The 18,988-nt window shown below is 61.0% G+C and carries 17 protein-coding genes; 7 read left to right on the plus strand and 10 right to left on the minus strand.

Annotated elements, in window-relative coordinates; translation table 11 throughout:
• Positions 1-223: 223 nt before the first annotated feature.
• The 3 genes from GXY01S_RS11110 to GXY01S_RS11120 all read right to left on the minus strand — a co-directional run bounded on the left by GXY01S_RS11110 (position 224) and on the right by GXY01S_RS11120 (position 4,283).
• Positions 224-1,702, minus strand: a complete 1,479-nt coding sequence (locus tag GXY01S_RS11110) for a sugar porter family MFS transporter (protein WP_061275179.1) — start codon at positions 1,700-1,702, stop codon at positions 224-226.
• 63 nt (positions 1,703-1,765) lie between these two features.
• On the minus strand, positions 1,766-3,196 hold the full coding sequence (locus tag GXY01S_RS11115; RefSeq protein WP_061275181.1) for a protein adenylyltransferase SelO family protein: 1,431 nt from the start codon (positions 3,194-3,196) through the stop codon (positions 1,766-1,768).
• A gap of 25 nt (positions 3,197-3,221) precedes the next feature.
• Positions 3,222-4,283, minus strand: coding sequence for an enoyl-CoA hydratase/isomerase family protein (locus GXY01S_RS11120; RefSeq protein WP_061275098.1), 1,062 nt, complete (start codon positions 4,281-4,283; stop codon positions 3,222-3,224).
• 126 nt (positions 4,284-4,409) lie between these two features.
• Between GXY01S_RS11120 and GXY01S_RS11125 the strand changes: the two genes are divergently transcribed.
• The 5 genes from GXY01S_RS11125 (at position 4,410) to GXY01S_RS11140 (ending at position 7,860) form a co-directional block, all read left to right on the plus strand.
• Positions 4,410-4,904, plus strand: a complete 495-nt coding sequence (locus GXY01S_RS11125; protein ID WP_061275101.1) for a flavin reductase — start codon at positions 4,410-4,412, stop codon at positions 4,902-4,904.
• Between the two features lie 198 nt (positions 4,905-5,102).
• Positions 5,103-5,234 (plus strand): hypothetical protein, encoded by a 132-nt coding sequence (locus GXY01S_RS18990; RefSeq protein WP_255210427.1) that lies wholly within the window; start codon positions 5,103-5,105, stop codon positions 5,232-5,234.
• Between the two features lie 61 nt (positions 5,235-5,295).
• The gene (locus GXY01S_RS11130) at positions 5,296-5,793 is read left to right on the plus strand and encodes a transcriptional repressor (RefSeq protein WP_061275104.1); all 498 of its coding nucleotides are present in this window, start codon (positions 5,296-5,298) and stop codon (positions 5,791-5,793) included.
• Between the two features lie 88 nt (positions 5,794-5,881).
• Complete coding sequence (locus tag GXY01S_RS11135; protein ID WP_061275107.1) at positions 5,882-6,400, plus strand: hypothetical protein; 519 nt, start codon at positions 5,882-5,884, stop codon at positions 6,398-6,400.
• A gap of 44 nt (positions 6,401-6,444) precedes the next feature.
• Positions 6,445-7,860: a sugar porter family MFS transporter gene (locus GXY01S_RS11140; protein ID WP_061275111.1), complete on the plus strand. Its 1,416-nt coding sequence runs from the start codon at positions 6,445-6,447 to the stop codon at positions 7,858-7,860.
• Between the two features lie 90 nt (positions 7,861-7,950).
• On the opposite strand, the gene GXY01S_RS11145 is transcribed toward GXY01S_RS11140, so the two are convergent.
• The 4 genes from GXY01S_RS11145 to trpB all read right to left on the minus strand — a co-directional run bounded on the left by GXY01S_RS11145 (position 7,951) and on the right by trpB (position 12,438).
• Positions 7,951-9,273 (minus strand): bifunctional folylpolyglutamate synthase/dihydrofolate synthase, encoded by a 1,323-nt coding sequence (locus tag GXY01S_RS11145; RefSeq protein ID WP_061275114.1) that lies wholly within the window; start codon positions 9,271-9,273, stop codon positions 7,951-7,953.
• 18 nt (positions 9,274-9,291) lie between these two features.
• Positions 9,292-10,158, minus strand: coding sequence for an acetyl-CoA carboxylase, carboxyltransferase subunit beta (gene accD, locus GXY01S_RS11150; protein WP_061275117.1), 867 nt, complete (start codon positions 10,156-10,158; stop codon positions 9,292-9,294).
• Between the two features lie 217 nt (positions 10,159-10,375).
• A complete protein-coding gene (trpA, locus tag GXY01S_RS11155) occupies positions 10,376-11,212 on the minus strand; it encodes a tryptophan synthase subunit alpha (protein ID WP_061275120.1) in 837 nt (278 codons plus the stop codon).
• Positions 11,209-12,438, minus strand: coding sequence for a tryptophan synthase subunit beta (gene trpB / locus GXY01S_RS11160; protein ID WP_061275122.1), 1,230 nt, complete (start codon positions 12,436-12,438; stop codon positions 11,209-11,211). Before trpB ends, trpA begins: the two co-directional genes overlap by 4 nt.
• 198 nt (positions 12,439-12,636) lie before the next feature.
• Here trpB and GXY01S_RS11165 point away from each other — a divergent pair, with 198 nt between their 5' ends.
• Together GXY01S_RS11165 and GXY01S_RS11170 are read left to right on the plus strand one after the other, a co-directional pair.
• On the plus strand, positions 12,637-13,605 hold the full coding sequence (locus GXY01S_RS11165; RefSeq protein ID WP_061275126.1) for a magnesium transporter CorA family protein: 969 nt from the start codon (positions 12,637-12,639) through the stop codon (positions 13,603-13,605).
• A 213-nt stretch (positions 13,606-13,818) separates the two neighbouring features.
• Complete coding sequence (locus GXY01S_RS11170; RefSeq protein WP_370664433.1) at positions 13,819-15,072, plus strand: outer membrane beta-barrel protein; 1,254 nt, start codon at positions 13,819-13,821, stop codon at positions 15,070-15,072.
• A 166-nt stretch (positions 15,073-15,238) separates the two neighbouring features.
• Here the strand turns inward: GXY01S_RS11170 and GXY01S_RS11175 are convergent, their stop codons facing one another.
• From GXY01S_RS11175 to GXY01S_RS11185, 3 genes are all read right to left on the minus strand, one after another.
• Positions 15,239-15,727 (minus strand): helix-turn-helix domain-containing protein, encoded by a 489-nt coding sequence (locus GXY01S_RS11175; protein WP_255210428.1) that lies wholly within the window; start codon positions 15,725-15,727, stop codon positions 15,239-15,241.
• Between the two features lie 128 nt (positions 15,728-15,855).
• On the minus strand, positions 15,856-17,607 hold the full coding sequence (locus GXY01S_RS11180) for a Hint domain-containing protein (RefSeq protein ID WP_061275136.1): 1,752 nt from the start codon (positions 17,605-17,607) through the stop codon (positions 15,856-15,858).
• Positions 17,608-17,890: 283 nt separating this feature from the next.
• Positions 17,891-18,700, minus strand: a complete 810-nt coding sequence (locus GXY01S_RS11185) for a glycosyltransferase family 2 protein (protein ID WP_061275138.1) — start codon at positions 18,698-18,700, stop codon at positions 17,891-17,893.
• Positions 18,701-18,988 lie beyond the last annotated feature (288 nt).

Raw genomic sequence — 18,988 nt, forward strand, 5'->3', positions numbered from 1 at the left:
CTGCTCGATAATTTTTATTACAATTACCTGCGCGCGATACCATATTTATTTATAATCCGTATGAACAATCTATGCCAAATTTTTTCGTGAATTTCATATTCATCGGAAAATGTAAACCAGAATATCTGGGTTTTTTTAAAGAAATAAAAAATCAATAGAATAAACGGGCGTTTTTTAACACAACGCCCGTTTTGTCATGTGGCAGGCATGGGCAGTACCTGGATTATTCCTCTTCCTCCACGATCGCGGTGCTGCCGCGCGTGGGGCGGAAGCGGCCTTCACGCAGTGCCTCCTCGATATCCTCAAGCGAGGCGCCGCGCGTTTCGGGCACCATGAAATACACGAACAGCACCGAAAGCAGGTTCACCCCGGCATAGAACCACATGGTGCCGCCCAGCGTGATCTTGGAGACCAGCGTCAGCGCCGTGCTGGTCACCAGCAGGTCACTGCCCCACAGCATGGCCGAATGCAGGCTGGTGGCGTTGCCGCGCATGGACAGCGGGAACATTTCGGCACCGAGCAGCCAGCCCACTACCTGAATGCCACCGGCGTTGAACACCATGAACAGCAGCATGAACACAATGATCAGCCAACTGCCCATGCTGCCCGGCTCCGGGTGGGCGAGGAACATGATGCCCAGCCCGATCAGGCTCAGCACGCTGCCCGGCCCCATGACCAGCACAAGGCGGCGGCGGCCGATGCGGTCGACAATGTTCGAGCCCAGCACGGTCATGACCAGATAGATGATGGAAATGCCGATGCTGGCCATCAGCGCCGAGGAACTGCCAAAGCCTGCATCCGACAGGAAGGTCGGCGCATAGTAGATCATCATCTCCAGCCCGCCTGCCTGCGTGAAGAAGGCAACGCCAAGGGCGGCCACGAGTGCGGGGCGCACCCAGGGCTGGCGGATGCCGCGCCAGCCCGTATCGCGCGGGTCGGTCTCCTCATTGGCGTTGGCGTGGATGCGGCGCATCTCGCGGCGGATCTCGCGCTCGGAGGTGCGGATGCGCTGGAGCTGCTCAAGGGCGGAATCAAGGCTTTCATGCTCCGCCGCCCAGCGCGGGCTCTTGGGCAGGAAGAACATGGAGATGAACACGCCCGCTGCCGGAATGGCCGCAATGGCCACCATCGGCCGCCAGCCCCAGGCATCACGCGCGGCAAAGCCTATGATATTGGCGGCAAAGATGCCGATGCCGATGGCGATGTTGAACATCGTGACCATGTGGCCGCGCTTGTGCGCGGGGGCGAGTTCCGAGATGTACATCGGCACCACCTGCGTGGAGCCGCCGACGGCAAGCCCAAGGAACACGCGCGCAGCGATGAGCGTATAGACATCGGGTGAAAACGCGCAGGCCAGTGCGCCAAGCATGAACACCGCCGTGACGATCATGACCGATTTGCGCCGGCCGTAATGCTCCGACAGCCAGCCGGTGAGCAGCGAGCCAAGCACCGCGCCCGCCAGAATGGCGGAGGCCACCATCTCCTGCAGGAAGCTGCTGAGATGGAAATCACGCGTAATGAGCAAAAGCGCGCCCGATACGATGCCGGTATCGTAACCATAGAGGCCGCCACAGATTGCGGCCACGATGGCTGCGAGCCACAGGGTCTTGAGCGCGTTGGGTGAAATCTCGATCTGCGACAGATCGGGTAACGGTTCGGTGGGCTGCTGGGTGGTCTGGGTTGGGGGGGACTGGGTATTCATGCGGGTGCCTTTTCCTTCCTTATTGTTATAATTCATCCGTATCGGCCCGGTTCCCTCGCGGGGTCAGCCTGCCCCACGGTGGGGCTTGGATAGCGCGGCCTTCATGCGGGCAATGTGCCCCATGGTGGCGTGCAGGCCGCTCCAGTCATCGGCCGTGGCGATGGGCTGCCACAGGGCTTCCACGGTTTCGACCGGCATCAGGCACGCCGCCCCGTCATTGAAATAGGGGTGCGACAGGTCACAGCCTGACACGGGCTCATGCTCCATGAGCGCGCCCTGCACGGGGCGGAAACTGTCCTGTGCATAAAAGGCTGCATGTGGCCCCGATACGGCCCGTTTCTGGCTCTTGGGACCACCATACCAGTCAAAAAACGGAAATTCAAACCCAATCTGGCTTTCTTCCATGAACGAGAACAGACATTCACGCAGATGTTGCGATGATTTTCTTGAAATTTCATTGACGCCGAGCCGGTTTAATACAGAAATATCAAGGAATCTTTCATATCGATCCCAGAAGTCATCAAAAATACTTTGAATTTTCTCAAGTGACGAAAGCGCGATCAGGCACTCTCCCAGCCGGGCCACGTTCCACATCATCGCCTCGGGCTGCCGGCCATAGGCATACAGGCCCGAATGGTCGAAATAGGCGGCGGTGAAACGGAGGTCGAAATGGGGCAGGAACCGCCATGGGCCGTAATCGAAGCTCTCGCCGGTCAGATTAATGTTATCGGTATTGAGCACCCCGTGCACGAAGCCCGCCGTCATCCATTGCGCCGTCATCTCGGCCATGCGGGTGGTGGCGGCATCATAGAGTGCTGCCGCCGGGTCAGGTTCATTGGCAAGGTGGGGGTAATAGGTCTCGAGCACATAGGCTACGAGGTGTGCGAGGCTGGTCCTGTCATCATTGGCCACGAGGCGCTGGAACGTGCCGATGCGGATGTGCGAATGGCTGAGCCGCGCCAGCACGCATGACCGCGTGGGCGATGGCTCGTCGCCCCGGTGCAGGGCCTCGCCGGTTTCGATCACGCTCAATGTGCGCGAGGTGCGCACGCCCATCGCATCAAGCCGTTCGCTGGCCAGGATTTCACGCACGCCGCCCTTGAGCGTCAGTCTCCCGTCGCCCCCGCGTGACCAGGGCGTGGTGCCGCTGCCCTTGGTGCCGATATCAAGCAGGCGGCCATCCACGCTGTCCATGAGTTGGGCGAACAGGAAGCCCCGCCCATCGCCAAGGTCGGGGTTGTACGACCGGAACTGATGGCCGTGATAGCGCAGGGCGAGTGGCTGGGGCAGTGAGCCGGGCAGGGGATCGAAATGACCGAAATGGCGGATCCATTCCGCATCCGCCAGCCCGTCAAGGCCGATGCGGGGCGACACATCATGATTGCGGTAGCGCAGGATATGGGCGGGGACGGAGGCGGCTTGCACCACGTCATAGAATTCATCGCCGAGGCGGCTGTGATGGGTGGCGGGGGCGTAGCAATCGGAGAAGGGCATTTTCATCTACTTTACGGGTGATAACTTATTGTTCCTGATCCGCATCGAGCACGGGCAGGTCGAGGGAAAAGGATGCATGGTTTTGCAGGCAGGAGGCAATTTCCCGCCTGGATACATCGCCCAGCGTGGCCGGTGACCAGCGCGGCGCGTTGTCCTTGTCGATCAGGCGCGCGCGCACGCCCTCGGCAAAATCGGGGCGGCGGAGCAACTGGCAGATGAGCTGGAATTCCTGCTCCAGCACATGGTCAAGGTCGGGCAGGGCGCGGGCTGCATGATAGGCGGCAAAGGTGATGCACAGCGAGAACGGGCACGCCCCCCGCAGGGCGGCCAGGTCAGCCTGCGCCCACGGGGCCGGATGGGCCTGGAGCCGTGCCATGACCGTCGCCACGTCCGGTGCGCCATAGACCGGGGCGATGGTGGCGGTGTCCGGGCCGCCATCAAGGGCAGGGCAGGGCGGCAGGCTGTCCATCACCTGCCCCGCGGGCCTGTGGGTGAGTGCGTGCCTTATGGTTTCAAGCTGGCCGGAGGGGGCCTGCCGGTCTGCAAAGCCCGCGGCAATGGCCATGGTGGCGTTCATGCGCCCGCCGGTCAGGGCAAGGCGCAGTCCGCTCAGCCCCGGCGCGCGCGACAGCAGGTAGGAGCCGCCAGCATCCGGCGTCAGCGCAATGGCGTTCTCGGGCATGGCCACGCAGGCGCGCTCGGTCACGATGCGGTGGCGCACATGGCCGCCAAGCCCCACGCCGCCGCCCATGCAGATCCCGTCAAGGAACGAGACAACCGGCTTGGGGTAGCCTGCCAGCATCGAGGCCAGCCGGTAGCTGTGGCGAAAGGGTTGTGTTGCCGCCTCGACCCCATGCTCGCCCAGCAGGGCGCGGATGGCGCGGATATCGCCGCCCGCGCAGAAAGCGCGGGGACTGGTGCTGTCAAGCAGCACGGTTTCAATCCGTGGGTCGTGACGCCACGCATGCACTGTAGCGGCAAGGTGGTTGATCATGTTCAGGTTCAGGGCGTTGAGGGCCTCGGGGCGGGCAAGCGTGATGCGGCCGAGTGCGCCCTGCACGGTGGTCTGGATCGGTTCGGGGGGCACGGATTGCGTCCTTTCATGTGGTTTTGCGGTATTCAACGAGGGTAGAATGCGCTACCTCCGCTGCTGTCCGGCGTCACGGCTGCGTGCGGACTACAGGCATGCACAGTTACCGAAGGCACAAGCACCATGGGGATTGACGCCCTCACCTTTCGCAACGCCATGGCCCGCCTTGGCGCGGCCGTAAATGTTGTCACGACGGGAACACTTGATGACCCGGCGGGTTTTACCGCATCCGCCGTGTGTTCGGTGACCGATACGCCGCCCACGGTTCTGGTCTGCCTCAACCGCAACTCCCGCGTGCGCGACCGTTTTCGGGTGGATGCGGCCATGTGCATCAACGTGCTCGCCGCTGACCAGCAGGACATATCGGGCGTGTTCGCAAGCCCGCTCGAGCAGGCCGAACGCTTTCGCGCCGGCCATTGGGATACGCTGACCACAGGTGCGCCCGTGCTGAACGAGGCGGTGCTGTCGCTTGACTGCCGCATCGAGCGGATTGTGGAGGTCGGCACCCACAGCGTCATGTTCGGCGCGGTGGAAAGCCTGCGCAATTCCAGCCCCCGTGGCGGGCTGGTCTATTTCAACCGCAGCTATCACATGCTGCCTCACGCGCCGGGCGAATAAAATACTGCCTGAAAACAACTCATTGATAAAAAATGATAAAAGTTTCTGGGTGCCGCCTTTTTTCAATAAGACGGCGTTCTTCTGAAGCTTTTTGAAAAAAGCTTCACCAAAAACTTCTTACACTTCTTCATATTAAGAAAAAATCCAGCCTTTTGCCGCATGCACAGCAACAGCAACCCGGCAGGAGGAGCAGATGCCATGAGACAGACCCCGCGCGCCCGCCCCCCGCAGGTTCCTGTCTTGACGCTGCGCGGGCTGATCTGGATACATGCGGGACTTGCCCTTTTCGTGGCCCTGATGGCCATGTGGGTGGATCACCTGCCGGACTGACCGCCTGCCGGGGCACAGGGCAGGGTGGCTGGACCCCCGGCAACCGCACAGGAGCACAGCAGTGGCCCGCATGACACAGATGGCCGGAACCGGCCTGCCCGCAGGGACGGAGTCCCTGCTTGAGCAGGCTGCCAGCCTGTGCGCCGCGCGCGCGGTCAGGCTGACGGACATGCGCCGTCTGGTGCTTGGCCTGGTGCTGGCGGCCGAGCGGCCACTGGGTGCCTATGAACTGCTTGAGCAGATCCGTGCCAGCCGTGGCAAGCCGGTGGCGCCGCCCACGGTGTACCGGGCGCTGGATTTTCTGATGGAGCAGGGGCTGATCCACAAGATCGAGCGGCTTTCAGCCTTCGTGGGGTGCAGGCACATGCTGGAATCGGGGCATGCCTGCCACGGCCATGTCCATGCGGCGCAGTTCCTGATCTGTAGCGCGTGCGGGCGTGTGACCGAGCTCGATGATCCCCATATCCTCAAGGCACTGCTTGAGGTGACGAAGGCGCGGGGCTTTACGGTGCGGCAGACCACCATCGAGGCCGAAGGCCTGTGCGCCGCGTGTGGCTGAGGGTGGTTGAATGGAGCAGGCGCGCCCCGAAGGGGGCGTGAGCCGGTATTGATGGGGCGGATGCATGGGGCAGGAGCGCAAGGGCAGGATGTCAGGGCTGCCGCTCATACCGACCGCTCCCCGGCACCCACGCCGCAGGCGGCCTGCGGCACCCCCCGCAGCACCGCCCGCGCCCACGGTCGCGCAGCCTGATCTGTTTGCCACGGCCACGACGGGCCGCCCGCATGCGCTGACCTATCTTGATGTTGCAGGGCTGGGGTTGACGGTCGTGCCGGTCCGTACCCTGCGCCCTGATGACGGGCCGGATGGCTATCTTTACCACATCACCACGGCTGCCGGGATGGACATGCTGCGCGCGCGTGGCACGCTCCTGTTCTCGCCCCGTGCACCCCTGGCGCTGACAGAACGCCCGGGCGTGCTGCCATGGCTCGCAAACATGATGGAAGTCATGGAATCGGACTGTGAAGCAGGGCATAGAGCGGATAGCCCTGTTGTTTTTAGGGTAAAACGATTTGTCATTGACAGGCTGCTGGAACATGATCCCGACCGGACGCGAGAATATGGTGTATCGTTCTTTCTCCTGACCGGCCTCGCGCGGCAGGAATAATGTGATCACCGGCAACAAGAAAAATATAAAAGGACCGGATTTTAATGGAAAATCAGCCCGCGCCCCCCGTATTTGATTCGGCACGGATGCGTACCCTCATCATTGGTTGCCTTGCTGCGCTGGCGGGCCTCATGGCCGGGCTGGATATCGGGGTCATATCCGGTGCGCTCGACCTGCTTGCCGCCACCTTTCACGCAACGACCTTCCAGCAGGAATGGATTGTCAGCGCCATGATGGGAGGTGCTGCCGCAGGCTCGCTGTGCGGGGGCTGGATGTCGCACCAGATCGGGCGCAAGCACGCGCTGCTGGTGGGGGCGGCCGTGTTCGTGGCAGGCTCGCTTGCCTGTGCGCTGGCATGGTCGATCCCGTCCATGATCGCAGGGCGGCTCATCATGGGGTTTGCCATCGGGGTGGCCGCGTTCACGGCGCCGCTCTACCTGTCCGAGATTGCAAGCGAGCAGGCGCGTGGCGCCATGATCTCGACCTACCAGCTCATGATTACGGCGGGCATTTTCATCGCCTTCCTCAGCAACACCATGTTCAGCTATACGGGTAACTGGCGCGGCATGTTCGCCATTGCCGCCGTGCCGGGCGTGCTGTTCCTGATTGGCGTGCTGTTCCTGCCCTACAGCCCGCGCTGGCTCATGATGCGTGGCCGCCGCAAGGAAGCGCTGGAAGTGCTGGAAGACCTGCGCAACGACAAAAGCGTGGCCATGCAGGAGATCCAGAACATCAGCCGCCAGTTGCAGCAGAAGCAGCGCGGCTGGAGCCTGCTGCGCAATAACAGCAACTTCCGCCGCTCCATCTTTCTGGGCATGACGCTGCAGGTCATGCAGCAGCTCGCGGGCGTGAACGTGGTGATGTACTACGCCCCCAAGATCTTCTCGCTTGCAGGCTATGTCGGCCCCGCGCAGATGTGGTGCACGGCCATGGTGGGGCTGGTGAACATGCTGGCCACCTTTATTGCCATCGGCCTTGTCGATCGCTGGGGGCGCAAGCCGATCCTGTACACGGGTTTCCTGATCATGGCCGTGGGCATGGGCAGCCTTGGCTTCATGCTCAACCGCCCGCATCTGGACCAGACGGAGCAGATCATCGCGGTGTTCATGCTGCTGATCTATATTTCCGGCTTCGCCATGTCGGCGGGTCCGCTGATGTGGGTGCTGTGCTCGGAGGTGCAGCCGCTGCAGGGGCGTGATCTTGGCATTTCCATCTCCACGCTCACCAACTGGATTGCCAACATGATCGTGGGCGCGAGCTTCCTGTCGCTGTTGCAGTGGATGGGCAATGGCCCGACCTTCTGGCTGTTTGCGGGGTTCAACCTGTTCTTCGTGCTGGTTACATGGCGCTTCATTCCCGAGACACGGGACATGTCGCTTGAAAAGATCGAGCAGCGCCTGATGGCGGGCCTGCCGCTGCGCGAAATCGGGCAGGGCATACCGCTGCCGCAGGAGAAATAAAAAGTTTCCGGGCGCCGCCTTTTTTCAATAAAGGCGGCGTTCTTCTTGAAACGTTTTGAAAAAAGCTTCACCAGAAACGCTTATCCGTTTTCAGTCCGGCTGCCAGCCATCATGCTGGAGCGCAACACCGGCCAGGTACAGGCTGCCGCATATGATGACGCGGGCCGACGGGGCATCAGGGCCAGCCTTGGCCGCAAGATGGCTCAGGGCGGCGTGCAGGGTCGGGCCTGCCGTGGCGCGGCCGCCGGATGCAGCCACGATCTCGGCCACGGGCTGGGCCAGATGCTGGCCTTCCTCCGCCACGGCCTGGATGGAAGCGGCACGCGGCAGCAGCGGGGCGAGGAAGCCTGTGGCATCCTTGGTCTGCTTCATGCCAATGACCAGATGGGTTGACTGGTCCGACCACTCATCCATTACCTGCGCCAGAACATGGCCCGCGCCGGGGTTGTGGCCGCCATCAAGCCATAGTTCCCACCCCTTGGGCAGAAGGGCCGCCAGATGGCCCGACAGGCGCTGCATGCGCGCAGGCCAGCGGGCCCGGGCAATGCCTGCCCAGCCCTGCCGGGGCACTGGCAGGCTGCTTGCGCGCAGGGTGGCGATGGCCAGCCCCGCATTGTCGATCTGGTGGGCGCCGCGCAGGCCGGGCAGGGGCAGGTCCAGCGTGCCATGGGCGTCGCGGTAGCGCAGGGCAGTGCCGTCTGCCGTGGGGTCGATGAACCATTCATGGTCGCGCCGCCACAGCGGGGCGGTCTGTGCCTGCGCGGTGCGGGCAATGACCGCCATCACCTCGGCAGGCTGGCGGCCCGTGGCGACCGGCACGCCGTGCTTGATGATGCCTGCCTTCTCGCCCGCGATGGCAGCCAGCGTATCGCCCAGAAAGGCTTCGTGGTCCATCGAGATGGCGGTAATGGCGCAGGCCGCTGGGTGCTGTATCACGTTGGTGGCGTCAAACCGGCCGCCGAGACCCACTTCCACAATTGTCAGGTCCGCCGGGTGGCGGGCGCAGAGCATGAAGCCTGCCGTTGTCAGCACCTCGAACACGGTAATGGGCGCGCCTGCGTTGACCTGTTCGATCTCTTCAAGCACGGCGGCAAGTTCGTGCTCGCTTACGATCTGCCCCGCAATGCGGAAGCGTTCGGTCGCATGCACGAGGTGAGGCGAGGTGAGCACATGCACGCGCCAGCCCGCAGCTTCGGCCACGGCGCGCATGAAGGCGCAGGTGCTGCCCTTGCCGTTGGTGCCCGCCACATGCACGACGGGCGGCATGTGGCGCTCGGGGTGGCCAAGGCGGGCAAGCAGCGTTTCCAGCCGGGTGAGCGACAGGTCGATCAGGGCCGGATACAGCCTGTTCAGCCGCTCCAGTATCTGCCCTGTGCGGCCCACGAATTCCGGCCCGAGGGCAGGCGCTTTCATGTGCGGGGTTCCGTGGCGTCAGGCGGCGCGGGGGGCGATGTGGCGGTAGTTGAGCTGCGCTGTCAGGCGGCCAAGCACCTCGCGCAGGTCGCCGCGTTTGACCACCATGTCGAGCATGCCATGCTCAAGCAGGTATTCCGCGCGCTGGAAGCCTTCGGGCAGCTTCTCGCGCACCGTATCCTCGATCACGCGCTGGCCCGCGAAGCCGATCAGCGCATTGGGCTCGGCAATCTGCACATCGCCCAGCATGGCGAACGAGGCCGATACGCCACCCGTGGTCGGGTTGGTCAGCACCACGAAGTAGGGCAGGCCCGCTTCCTTGAGCATCTGTACGGCCACCGTGGTGCGCGGCATCTGCATCAGGCTGATCATGCCCTCCTGCATGCGGGCGCCACCTGATGCGGTGAACACGATCAGCGGTGACTGCTGCAGGATGGCCAGGCGGGCGGCTGCCAGGAAAGCCTCGCCAAGTGCTGCCCCCATCGTGCCCGCAATGAACTCGAACGCCATCACGGCCACCACCGCGTTATGGCCGCCGATCTGGCCATGGGCCACGGCCATCGATTCCTCAAGGTGGGACTTGGCGCGTTCATCCTTCAGCCGGTCGGTATAGCGCTTGCGGTCGCGGAAGGAGAGCGGGTCAACCGGCACCTTGGGCAGTTCGATGCGGGTATATTCCCCGTTATCGAACGTCCATTCCAGCCGCTCGGGCACGGTGGCGCGCATGTGGTGGCCGCAATGCGGGCACACGTTCAGCGCCTTGCGCAGGTCCTTGGTCAGGATCATCTGCTCGCAGGATTCGCAGTTGGTCCACAGATTGTCCGGCACTTCCCGCTTGAGCAGGCCGCGGATCTTGGGGCGCACATATTCGGTCAGCCAGCTCATATTGCCTCTCCCTTAAGCTTTCTGGAGGCCTGTTCCATACAGGCAGATGAACGATTGGGCCAGATTGTCATTGCAGGAGCCGTTGTGGAAAATCGCCTGTGAAACGGCCCGCAGATTGTAAAAAGTTTTTGGTGAAGCTTTTTTCAAAAAGCTTCAAGAGAACGCCGCCTTTTTGAAAAAAGGGGGCACCCAAAAACTTCTGTTTTTTATCAATAAATTACTTTGATCCGGTTTTGCTTACGGCATGTATTGCCTCTGCCAGCCCACGCAACTGCTCCAGCACGGCGGGCACGGTTTTCGCTGTGGCTTTTCCATCCCCGTCAAGCGTGCCCTCAAGCGTGTTGAGCAGGGCGGAGGCCACCACGGCGGCATCGGCCACGCTTACGGCATTGGCTGCCAACTCGGGCGTGCGGATGCCAAAGCCGATGGCAATCGGCAGGTCGGTCGCCTTGCGCAGGCGCGGCAGGGCAGCGGCCAGTTCATCGGTGCTGGCGGTGCGCGTGCCGGTTACGCCCGTGATGCTGACATAATACACGAAACCCGACGCACCATTGAACACGATGGGCAGGCGGGCATTCGGCGTGGTGGGGGCAACAAGGCGGATGATGTCCAGCCCGTTGGCTGCTGCCGGGCCTGCCAGCAGGTCGGCTTCCTCCGGCGGCATATCGACCACGATCAGCCCGTCCACGCCGGCTGCCTTCGCATCCATGCAGAAGCGTTCCGGCCCGTAGGCCTCGATGGGGTTGGTGTAGCCCATCAGGATGATGGGCGTCCCGTCATCGCCTGCGCGGAAGGCACGCACCATCTCCAGCACGCGCTTCATGGTCGAGCCGCCCTTCAGCCCGCGCAGCGCAGCCTTCTGGATGGTCGGGCCATCGGCTGACGGGTCGGAGAAGGGCACGCCCACCTCGATCAGGTCGGCACCGGCGGCAGGCATGCCACGCAGGATGGCGAGCGACGTGTCATAATCAGGGTCGCAGGCCTCGACATAAGGGATCAGGGCGCCACGGCCCTGCGCGCGCAGGGTGGCGAAGCGGCGGGCGATGCGGCTCACAGTTTCACTCCCAGATGTTCGGCAACGGTGAAGATGTCCTTGTCTCCCCGCCCGGAAATGTTGACCACGATGATCTGGTCCTTGCCCATGGTGGGCGCGAGCTTGGCGGCGTAGGCGATGGCGTGCGCACTTTCCAGCGCGGGGATGATGCCCTCGGTGCGGGTGCAGAGCTGGAAGGCGTCGAGCGCCTCCTGGTCGGTGGCACCCACATATTCCGCGCGGCCGATGTCGCTGAGCCATGAATGCTCGGGGCCGACGCCGGGGTAGTCCAGCCCTGCGCTGATGGAATGCGCCTCGGTGATCTGCCCGTCATCATCCTGCAACAGGTAGGTGCGGTTGCCGTGCAGCACGCCGGGTTTGCCACGCTCGATGGAAGCGGCGGTGCGCCCGCTATCCAGCCCGCAGCCTGCGGCCTCGACGCCGATCAGCCTGACCGCGGGGTCATCGAGAAAGGGGTGGAAGATGCCCATGGCGTTCGACCCGCCGCCAATGGCCGCCACGATGGCGTCAGGCAGGCGGCCTTCGGCGGCCATGATCTGCTCCCTGGTTTCCACGCCGATGATGGACTGGAAGTCACGCACCATCTGCGGGTAGGGGTGCGGCCCTGCCACGGTGCCCACCAGGAAGTAGGTGTCATGCACGTTGGTCACCCAGTCGCGCATGGCCTCGTTCATGGCATCCTTGAGCGTGCCCGCACCCGCCGTGACGGGAACCACCTCGGCGCCAAGCAGCCGCATGCGGAAGACATTGGGCTTCTGCCGCTCGACATCGGTGGCCCCCATGTAGATGGCGCATTTCATGCCGAACAGCGCGCACACGGTGGCAGTGGCAACGCCGTGCTGGCCCGCGCCCGTCTCGGCCACGATGCGCGTGCGGCCCATGCGGCGGGCAAGCAGGATCTGGCCCATGACGTTGTTGAGCTTGTGGGAGCCGGTGTGGTTCAGCTCCTCGCGCTTCATGTAGATCTTTGCGCCACCAAGCTGTTCGGTCATGCGGCGGGCAAGCCAGAGCGGGCTGGGACGGCCGACGTAATCCTTGAGGTAGTAATCCAGTTCGCGGTGGAATTCGGGGTCGGCCTGGGCGGTCCTGTAGGCGGCGTCCAGTTCCAGCAGGAGCGGCATGAGGGTCTCGGCCACGAAACGGCCCCCGAAAATGCCAAAACGGCCGCGTCCGTCCGGTCCGCTGCGCAGGCTGTTGGCACCTGCCTGTGTGTCTGTTGCGCTCAACTTCTCTACTCCGCAAGAAATAGGTGCGTGGCTCAAGGGTTTGGTCAAGCAGCCGTCCCAGGCTGCCATGTCATGCGGTTCTGGACTGGATGGCGATAAAATACCAGCCCCCGCAGGCTGGTAGCGGCGTGTCACGATTTGACATGTTTGTTCGGGCATGATGGATGAACAACGACAGGAACCAACGAAAGACAGCCCATGTTTTTAGCGCATCATCCCGGCGCACCGGCCCGCACCGTGACTACGGCGGCGGATGCGACAGGTGCGGCATGGCTGGACCTGCTTGACCCCACGACTGATGAGGAGGCCCTGGCCGCCCGGATTACGGGCCTGCGCATTCCCACCCGCGCCCAGCTTGACGAGATCGAGAGTTCATCGCGCCTGTTCATGGAAGGCGATGCCGTTTATCTGTCCACGCCGCTGGTGCGCAAGACGCCGGATGACTTTTTCGTCTCCCCCGTGGGGTTCGTGCTCATGCGCGAGCGCATCCTGACCATCCGCTATACCGGCTTCAGCGCGTTTGACGTGGTGGCGCGGCAGGTGGCGGGGCAGGACGCGCCGCTCAGCGCCAACGAGGCGGGGATCATGCTGCTCGAGGCCATTGTGGACCGGCTGGCCGATATTCTTGAACATCTTGGCCAGTCGCTTGATGGCATGTCCAAGGATGTCTTTCAGTCCGAGACCCCGAGCCAGGCGCAGGCGGCCAACCTGCTGCGCAACATGCTGCGCCGGGTGGGGCGGTCGGGCGACCTGAGTTCCTCCGTGCGTGACAGCCTGCTTGGGCTTGAGCGGATCTCGATCTTTCTGGGCGAGAGCAAGCGCCATGACCTGAGCGAGCGGCTGCAGGCGCGGCTGGGCACGGTGGGGCGTGATATCCGTTCGCTCAACGATTTCGTGTCACAGACCGCCAACAAGGTGCAGTTCCTGCTGGATGCGACGCTGGGCTTTATCAGCATCGAGCAGAATAACGGCATGAAGATCCTGACCGTGGTCAGCTTCATTGGTGTCGCGCCCACGCTGGTGGCGGGTATCTATGGCATGAATTTCCACGATATTCCCGAGCTCAACTGGAAATACGGCTACTGGTATTCCCTGATCCTCATGGCTGCCACGGTGGTGTTGCCGCTGCTGTGGTTCTGGCGGCGCGGATGGCTGGGCAAGCAGTGAATATTATACAATCAGTTTAAAATAATTGCATCTCTGATATTAGGCAGACGAATCAAGGTTTTAGAAGGATAGTAATTGGAATAAAACAAATTTTATGATTTATCAGGCGCAGCGGCTCCTGCCCGTGTCTGTCATGCCGGGAAGGGAGAAAACCGTATGAAACTGAACCACAGGGTTGGTTGTTTTCTGGTGCTCACCACTGTTTTGACAGGCATGTCGACAGTTGCCCAGGCGCAGGTCAAGATCTTCTCGGGGATGAAGAAGCACGATACGGGTTTTGCGCACTGGCTGAGCGACATTACCCTGACCGGACAGATCGAAGGCGGCATCATGGCCAATCCTGCCCGCCCCCAGCCCGGCTACAACTTCGGTGACTTCTTTGCCGACCATGCCAACCAGGTGCAGCTCAACCAGCTTGAATTTACCCTGAACAAGGCAATCGATTCCAGCGTGAACAAATACCAGGTCGGTTTCACGCTTGAGGCCATGTATGGCTCCGATGCCCGTTACTACCATCTGGTCGGTGTCAGTGACCGGGAGTGGAACGACCGCTACCAGCTTATCCCCGCCCAGGCGCATATGGATGTGCACCTGCCCTGGGTCACCAGGGGCGGGCTGGACATGCAGGCGGGCATCCTGCAGGCCCCGATGGGGGTGGAAGGACTCGATCCCGCGTCCCGCGCGTTCTACACGCTGGCCTATACATCTGAATATTCCGTGCCGTTCCAGCATGTGGGGGCGATGTTCAACTGGCATGTCACCCCCATGGTCGATGTGACTTTCGGCATTGATACCGGCAACCAGACAACGTTTGGCAAATCGGACAACAACAGCGCACCTGCGGGCTATTTCGGCTTCAACCTGAACAACCTTGCCCATGGCAAGCTGAGGATTGTGGAACTGAGCCGCGTGGGGCCGGAGGATTCGTGGCGGCTGGTTGGCCACTACGAGGCTGACCACGCCAACCGCTTCTGGAACGACATCAACGCCACCTATCAGGTCAATGACCGCCTGACCCTGACGGCCGAGTTCAATTACCTGCATGATGAAGGTGTGCGCGGCATCGGTGCCCGGGGGCAGTTTGCCGGGGCGGATGCGGAAAGTTTTGTCAGCTTCCTGAGCTACAGGGTCAATGATAGCGTGACCTTCAACTACCGTGGTGAAATTTACCGCGATAACAACAATTCCATGGTGGCCACCTTCATAGGCAACAACTCCTATATGGAAGCCCTGGCCGGAACCGGCGGCATGGTCATGACCGGTCCGTCATCTTCAAGTCACGGCACGACCTATGGCGAAATGACGCTGAACATGAGCTACCGCCCGAACCTCGGCCATCATGTGCGCGTGTTCCAGATCCGCCCGGAAATCCGTTTTGACCGCGCCCTTAACAGCACCACGCCGTTCAATGGTGGCCGCAACAACGGCATGTTCACCTTTGGTGGCGATGCGGTTATCGGGTTTTAAGTCCGGACCTGGAAAGAACATAAGTTTTTAAGTGCCGCCTTTTTTTCAAAAAGGCGGCGTTATTTGAAGCTTTTTTAAAAAAAGCTTCACCAGAAAATTCCTTTTGATTTCTGGATATTTTCTGAGCCAGCTTTTTCAAACAGTCTCTTGCCATGCGGCATGAAGACTATTGTTGCCTCCTGTAAAGCATTTCCATGCGTTTTATGGCCTGGAGCCTGTCATCTATTGAAAGGGCCCTGTAGAGGTTGATGATGTTTTCTTCGTCCTTTGTAATGGACATCTGGGTTTTTTCGCTACTCTGCCCATTGAGGAAGACTTCCTCGCTGATACCAAAAATCTTCGCGATACGGGGCACATGCCTGCTGATCCTGTTGGGGCGCCCCGTTTCCCAAAACCCGACGGCGGTGCGCGAGACGCCGAGCATGTTGGCCAGATCCTGCTGGCTCAGCCCTGCCGCCTTGCGCAGGAGCTGAATCCGCTGCCCGATTTCACGTGATGGGGAAAACCCATGCATGCTCGCAGCACTCAGCCCATCATTGGATACGGCCTGACTTTGCTGGATCCATTTACGAAATCCCATGATCGTCGTGGTCTGATAGGTCAGGAAACGGCGCCTTGAGGTCTGTTTGTGAAACGAGACCTGGGTTTCCCCCACTTCATCAATGCCACGTATTTCGCGGCGGGGGGGCGCACCGGTCCAGATCTGTCCGGCTTTGAGGGTAAAGGGTGTATTCATGTGACCGGTCGGTCCCCGCGCCTGTTCAGGGGCGCAGGGATCCTCTTTCACGCTGTCAGGGCCTGCGGCTGGGGGGCGGTGCTGATGACATAGGGGCCGCCTGCAAGGATTTCGAGGCAGAGCAACCCCATGAGCGTGGGGTGCCGGGTGCCGAGAGGCATGCTGGCCTGCCCGTCTGTCCAGCGGCAGGGAACATTTTCAGGCGCGTACCAGCCATCATGCCAGCCCTCGGGTGCTTCATTGGCAAGATGGGTGGTAATGGGGCGGGCCACGCTGCCTTCAAACAGTTTGATGTCCTTGATCAGAACGCCAAGCTGGCGGCGGTCGTCAATATAGGGGCCGATCGTGTCCGATGGGCGGCTGGTCCGCGACATGATGCGCACGCTTTCTACCCCGGGCGGGATCATGAAAAAGGCAAATCCGTTTGCCTCGCGCATCTTGTGGATGATGGCGCCGGTCTGCGTCATCAGGTGCAGGTCGGCCTCGTCCGTCATGGTCGCGGCCTGTGCCTGGGGTTCATGCCCTGAAGCAGCGGCACGGGCCGCGATCTGGCGGAATAGTGGCTCGACAAAACCCGGTGATACGTCAAGCGGTGCGGCAGCGTGTGCCCATGTCAGGTTGCGGCTGCCACCCAGTAAAACGACATTGTCTTTCTGCACGAAGGCGCGCCGGTTGCCGGTATCAAGATAGCTTTCGGTCAGCATGCCATCAGCAATGATGACCGCGTGTTCCTGCGTTTCAATATGGTAGTAATCGTAGGACGTGATCGTGCGGTCGTAGAAGATGGACGTGTTATTGACGAGCATGCGGGCGGGCACGAACCGGCCCTCGAAATACAGGCAGTGCTCCGCTGTAATCAGCATGTCCTTGTAGGGCACGCCCGCGCTTATGGCATCCTTGAGGATACGGACCGGGTAACCCGCTTCATCATCGGGCAACTCAGGGCGAACCATGGCATGCGCCCTGCCTGCCCATGTTATGGTGCGGGGCTGCGGCGCGTCATTCACCATGGCGATGATGGTGTCGCCCGCGCACAGGTCTTCAACGGCAATGTCAGCGTCCGGGGTGCGGATCATGGAGCCAGCGAGGAAGCACACCAGGACCGTGCCTTCCCCATCGGCATCGGCCACGGTGGAGACGTAACCGGCGGCCTTCGGGTCCGTATCCTGATACTGGCCCTGTAGCGCCAGCGTATCACCATTGGAGAAGGTGAGGGTGGATGCGCCAAGCAGGCCATCATAGCTGATGCCGGTCACCGTTGCGGGGGTGCCATCACTCTCCACGATAATGGAATCACCACTGCCGAAGTTATTGATGGATGCGCCCGACAGTAGCGCAAGCCCCGTGTCTGAACCGGCAAGGTTGAGCGTGCCGCCACCGCTGCCAAAGTTTATGGTGGCGCCCGCCAGGGCGGAAATGATGCCAGACCCGTTGAATGTGCCGCCATTTGTCAGGTTGATTGTCACCCCGCTTGCCGCGTTCAGCAGGCCGCCAGCCAGCGCCACCGTGCCGCCGTTTGCATCGAGGGTGGTTGTGGTCAGCGCGTTTACGGCGCCCGCGCTGACTGTCACGACCGTATTCTTTTCAGCGGTGACGGTAAAAGAGGCAGCGGCGGTGACGGGCAGGTCAAGCAGGCCCGCGAAGTTGATTGTCGCATCGACGGGTTCGCCGTCTGGAGAGGAGACGGTCATGGCCGCAGGCGAAAGAAGGCCGAGCACGCCCCCTGGGTCCAGTGTATATGAGCCGCTTGTGGTTACGCTGTTGCCTGTTCCATAATAAACGCCGAGAACTTCGGACATATTCGCGCTCCTGAATAAGGGTGGCCGGAATGATTTCTTTTAGGATTTGCAGAATATGCGCCAATAAATAATATTTATTTAAAAATATGATTATGATTTCTTTTTGAAAACATCATGTGAATGCCTGTCTGGAAAGATGGCTTCAAGGAAGGATGCAGGTGGCGTATTGCGTGCCTTTTGCCGGGATGGTTCAGTCATGCCATTTTTCGGGGGTATGGGTGCTGATGCGTCTTGGTGCCGCGCCGGGCAAATTCCTGCTGCGCCCAGTGGGGCAGTAGGTTTCCTAAAACGACATGAACTGTTCCGGAATCTGGCAGATATCACTCGTTCTGCCTTTTGAAAGGATTTCGTTGATCGGCAGAGAATCCAGATCCATATTACTTTTTCTGTTCATCAGTTGATGGAATTTGTTGATCAGCTCTTCATCGCTGCAGCGTTGATGCGCACCTTGCCCATTCTGCACGGATGCCCTGCTCCATTTGAGGGAGCGCGTCAGGGCAAGCCGCCTGAGGCTGACATCAAGATCCATGTTTTTCATATGGAACAGCCACAGATCGAGATCGAGATAGGAAGGCTGGTCGCATTCATGGAATCCCGGTGCCCATAAAACGGGAACATAGGATATGACGGGCTTGGATTCCCACGGGTTGATGAATCCGAACGGGCGCTGTTCAAGCAGCGGCCGCGACGGGTTGACGGCAGGCATGTTCGGCCGTTCGGGAAAGACATCAACGCCCACGGCCCGGATCACGGTGTGATTGCGGTGCTTTTCCAGATAATCCGGCAACGAGGCAAACAGGTCAGTGCGCGGAACCAGAAATTCATCGCAGTCCACATAGATGACAACATCAAAAAACGAGAGGAGGGACTCATGCAGCCGACTGATCATTGCGGCCCGCTGCCCGTCATCAAAACAGTCTCGTGGAATACGCAGCCTGTTGCACGGCAGGGCATCGGTCGAGCCATCGGTGCTGCCATGATCGATGACATAGAGATTTTCCATCCCGACCTGCCGACCATAATACGCACACCATAACGGTAGAAAATAATTTTCATTGTAAACCATGGTGATGATCGCGGCACGAAACGACATCCGTCTCTCCTGAAGAGCCCGAAAGGAGAAGGATTGTACGGATCAAAGCTTAACAATTCATACAATGCCAGGTTGGAGCGGGGCCAACCTCACGGGCTCCGTCGGGCCTGTGTTACGGTTCATGACGCATTGATGCATATGCTTGACGTAATAGGCATGAACGCCTATGATTGAGCCAATTCTGACAAGGTGCTTTTTGCGCGGTCAGAATTCCCGCCTTATCAGTTAAGCAGCATCGACAGTTTGATAAAAACAATGGTCAGGCGCCGGTTCCGGCATGCCTTCTCC

Source organism: Komagataeibacter xylinus NBRC 15237, assembly GCF_001571345.1.
Taxonomy (GTDB): domain Bacteria; phylum Pseudomonadota; class Alphaproteobacteria; order Acetobacterales; family Acetobacteraceae; genus Komagataeibacter; species Komagataeibacter xylinus.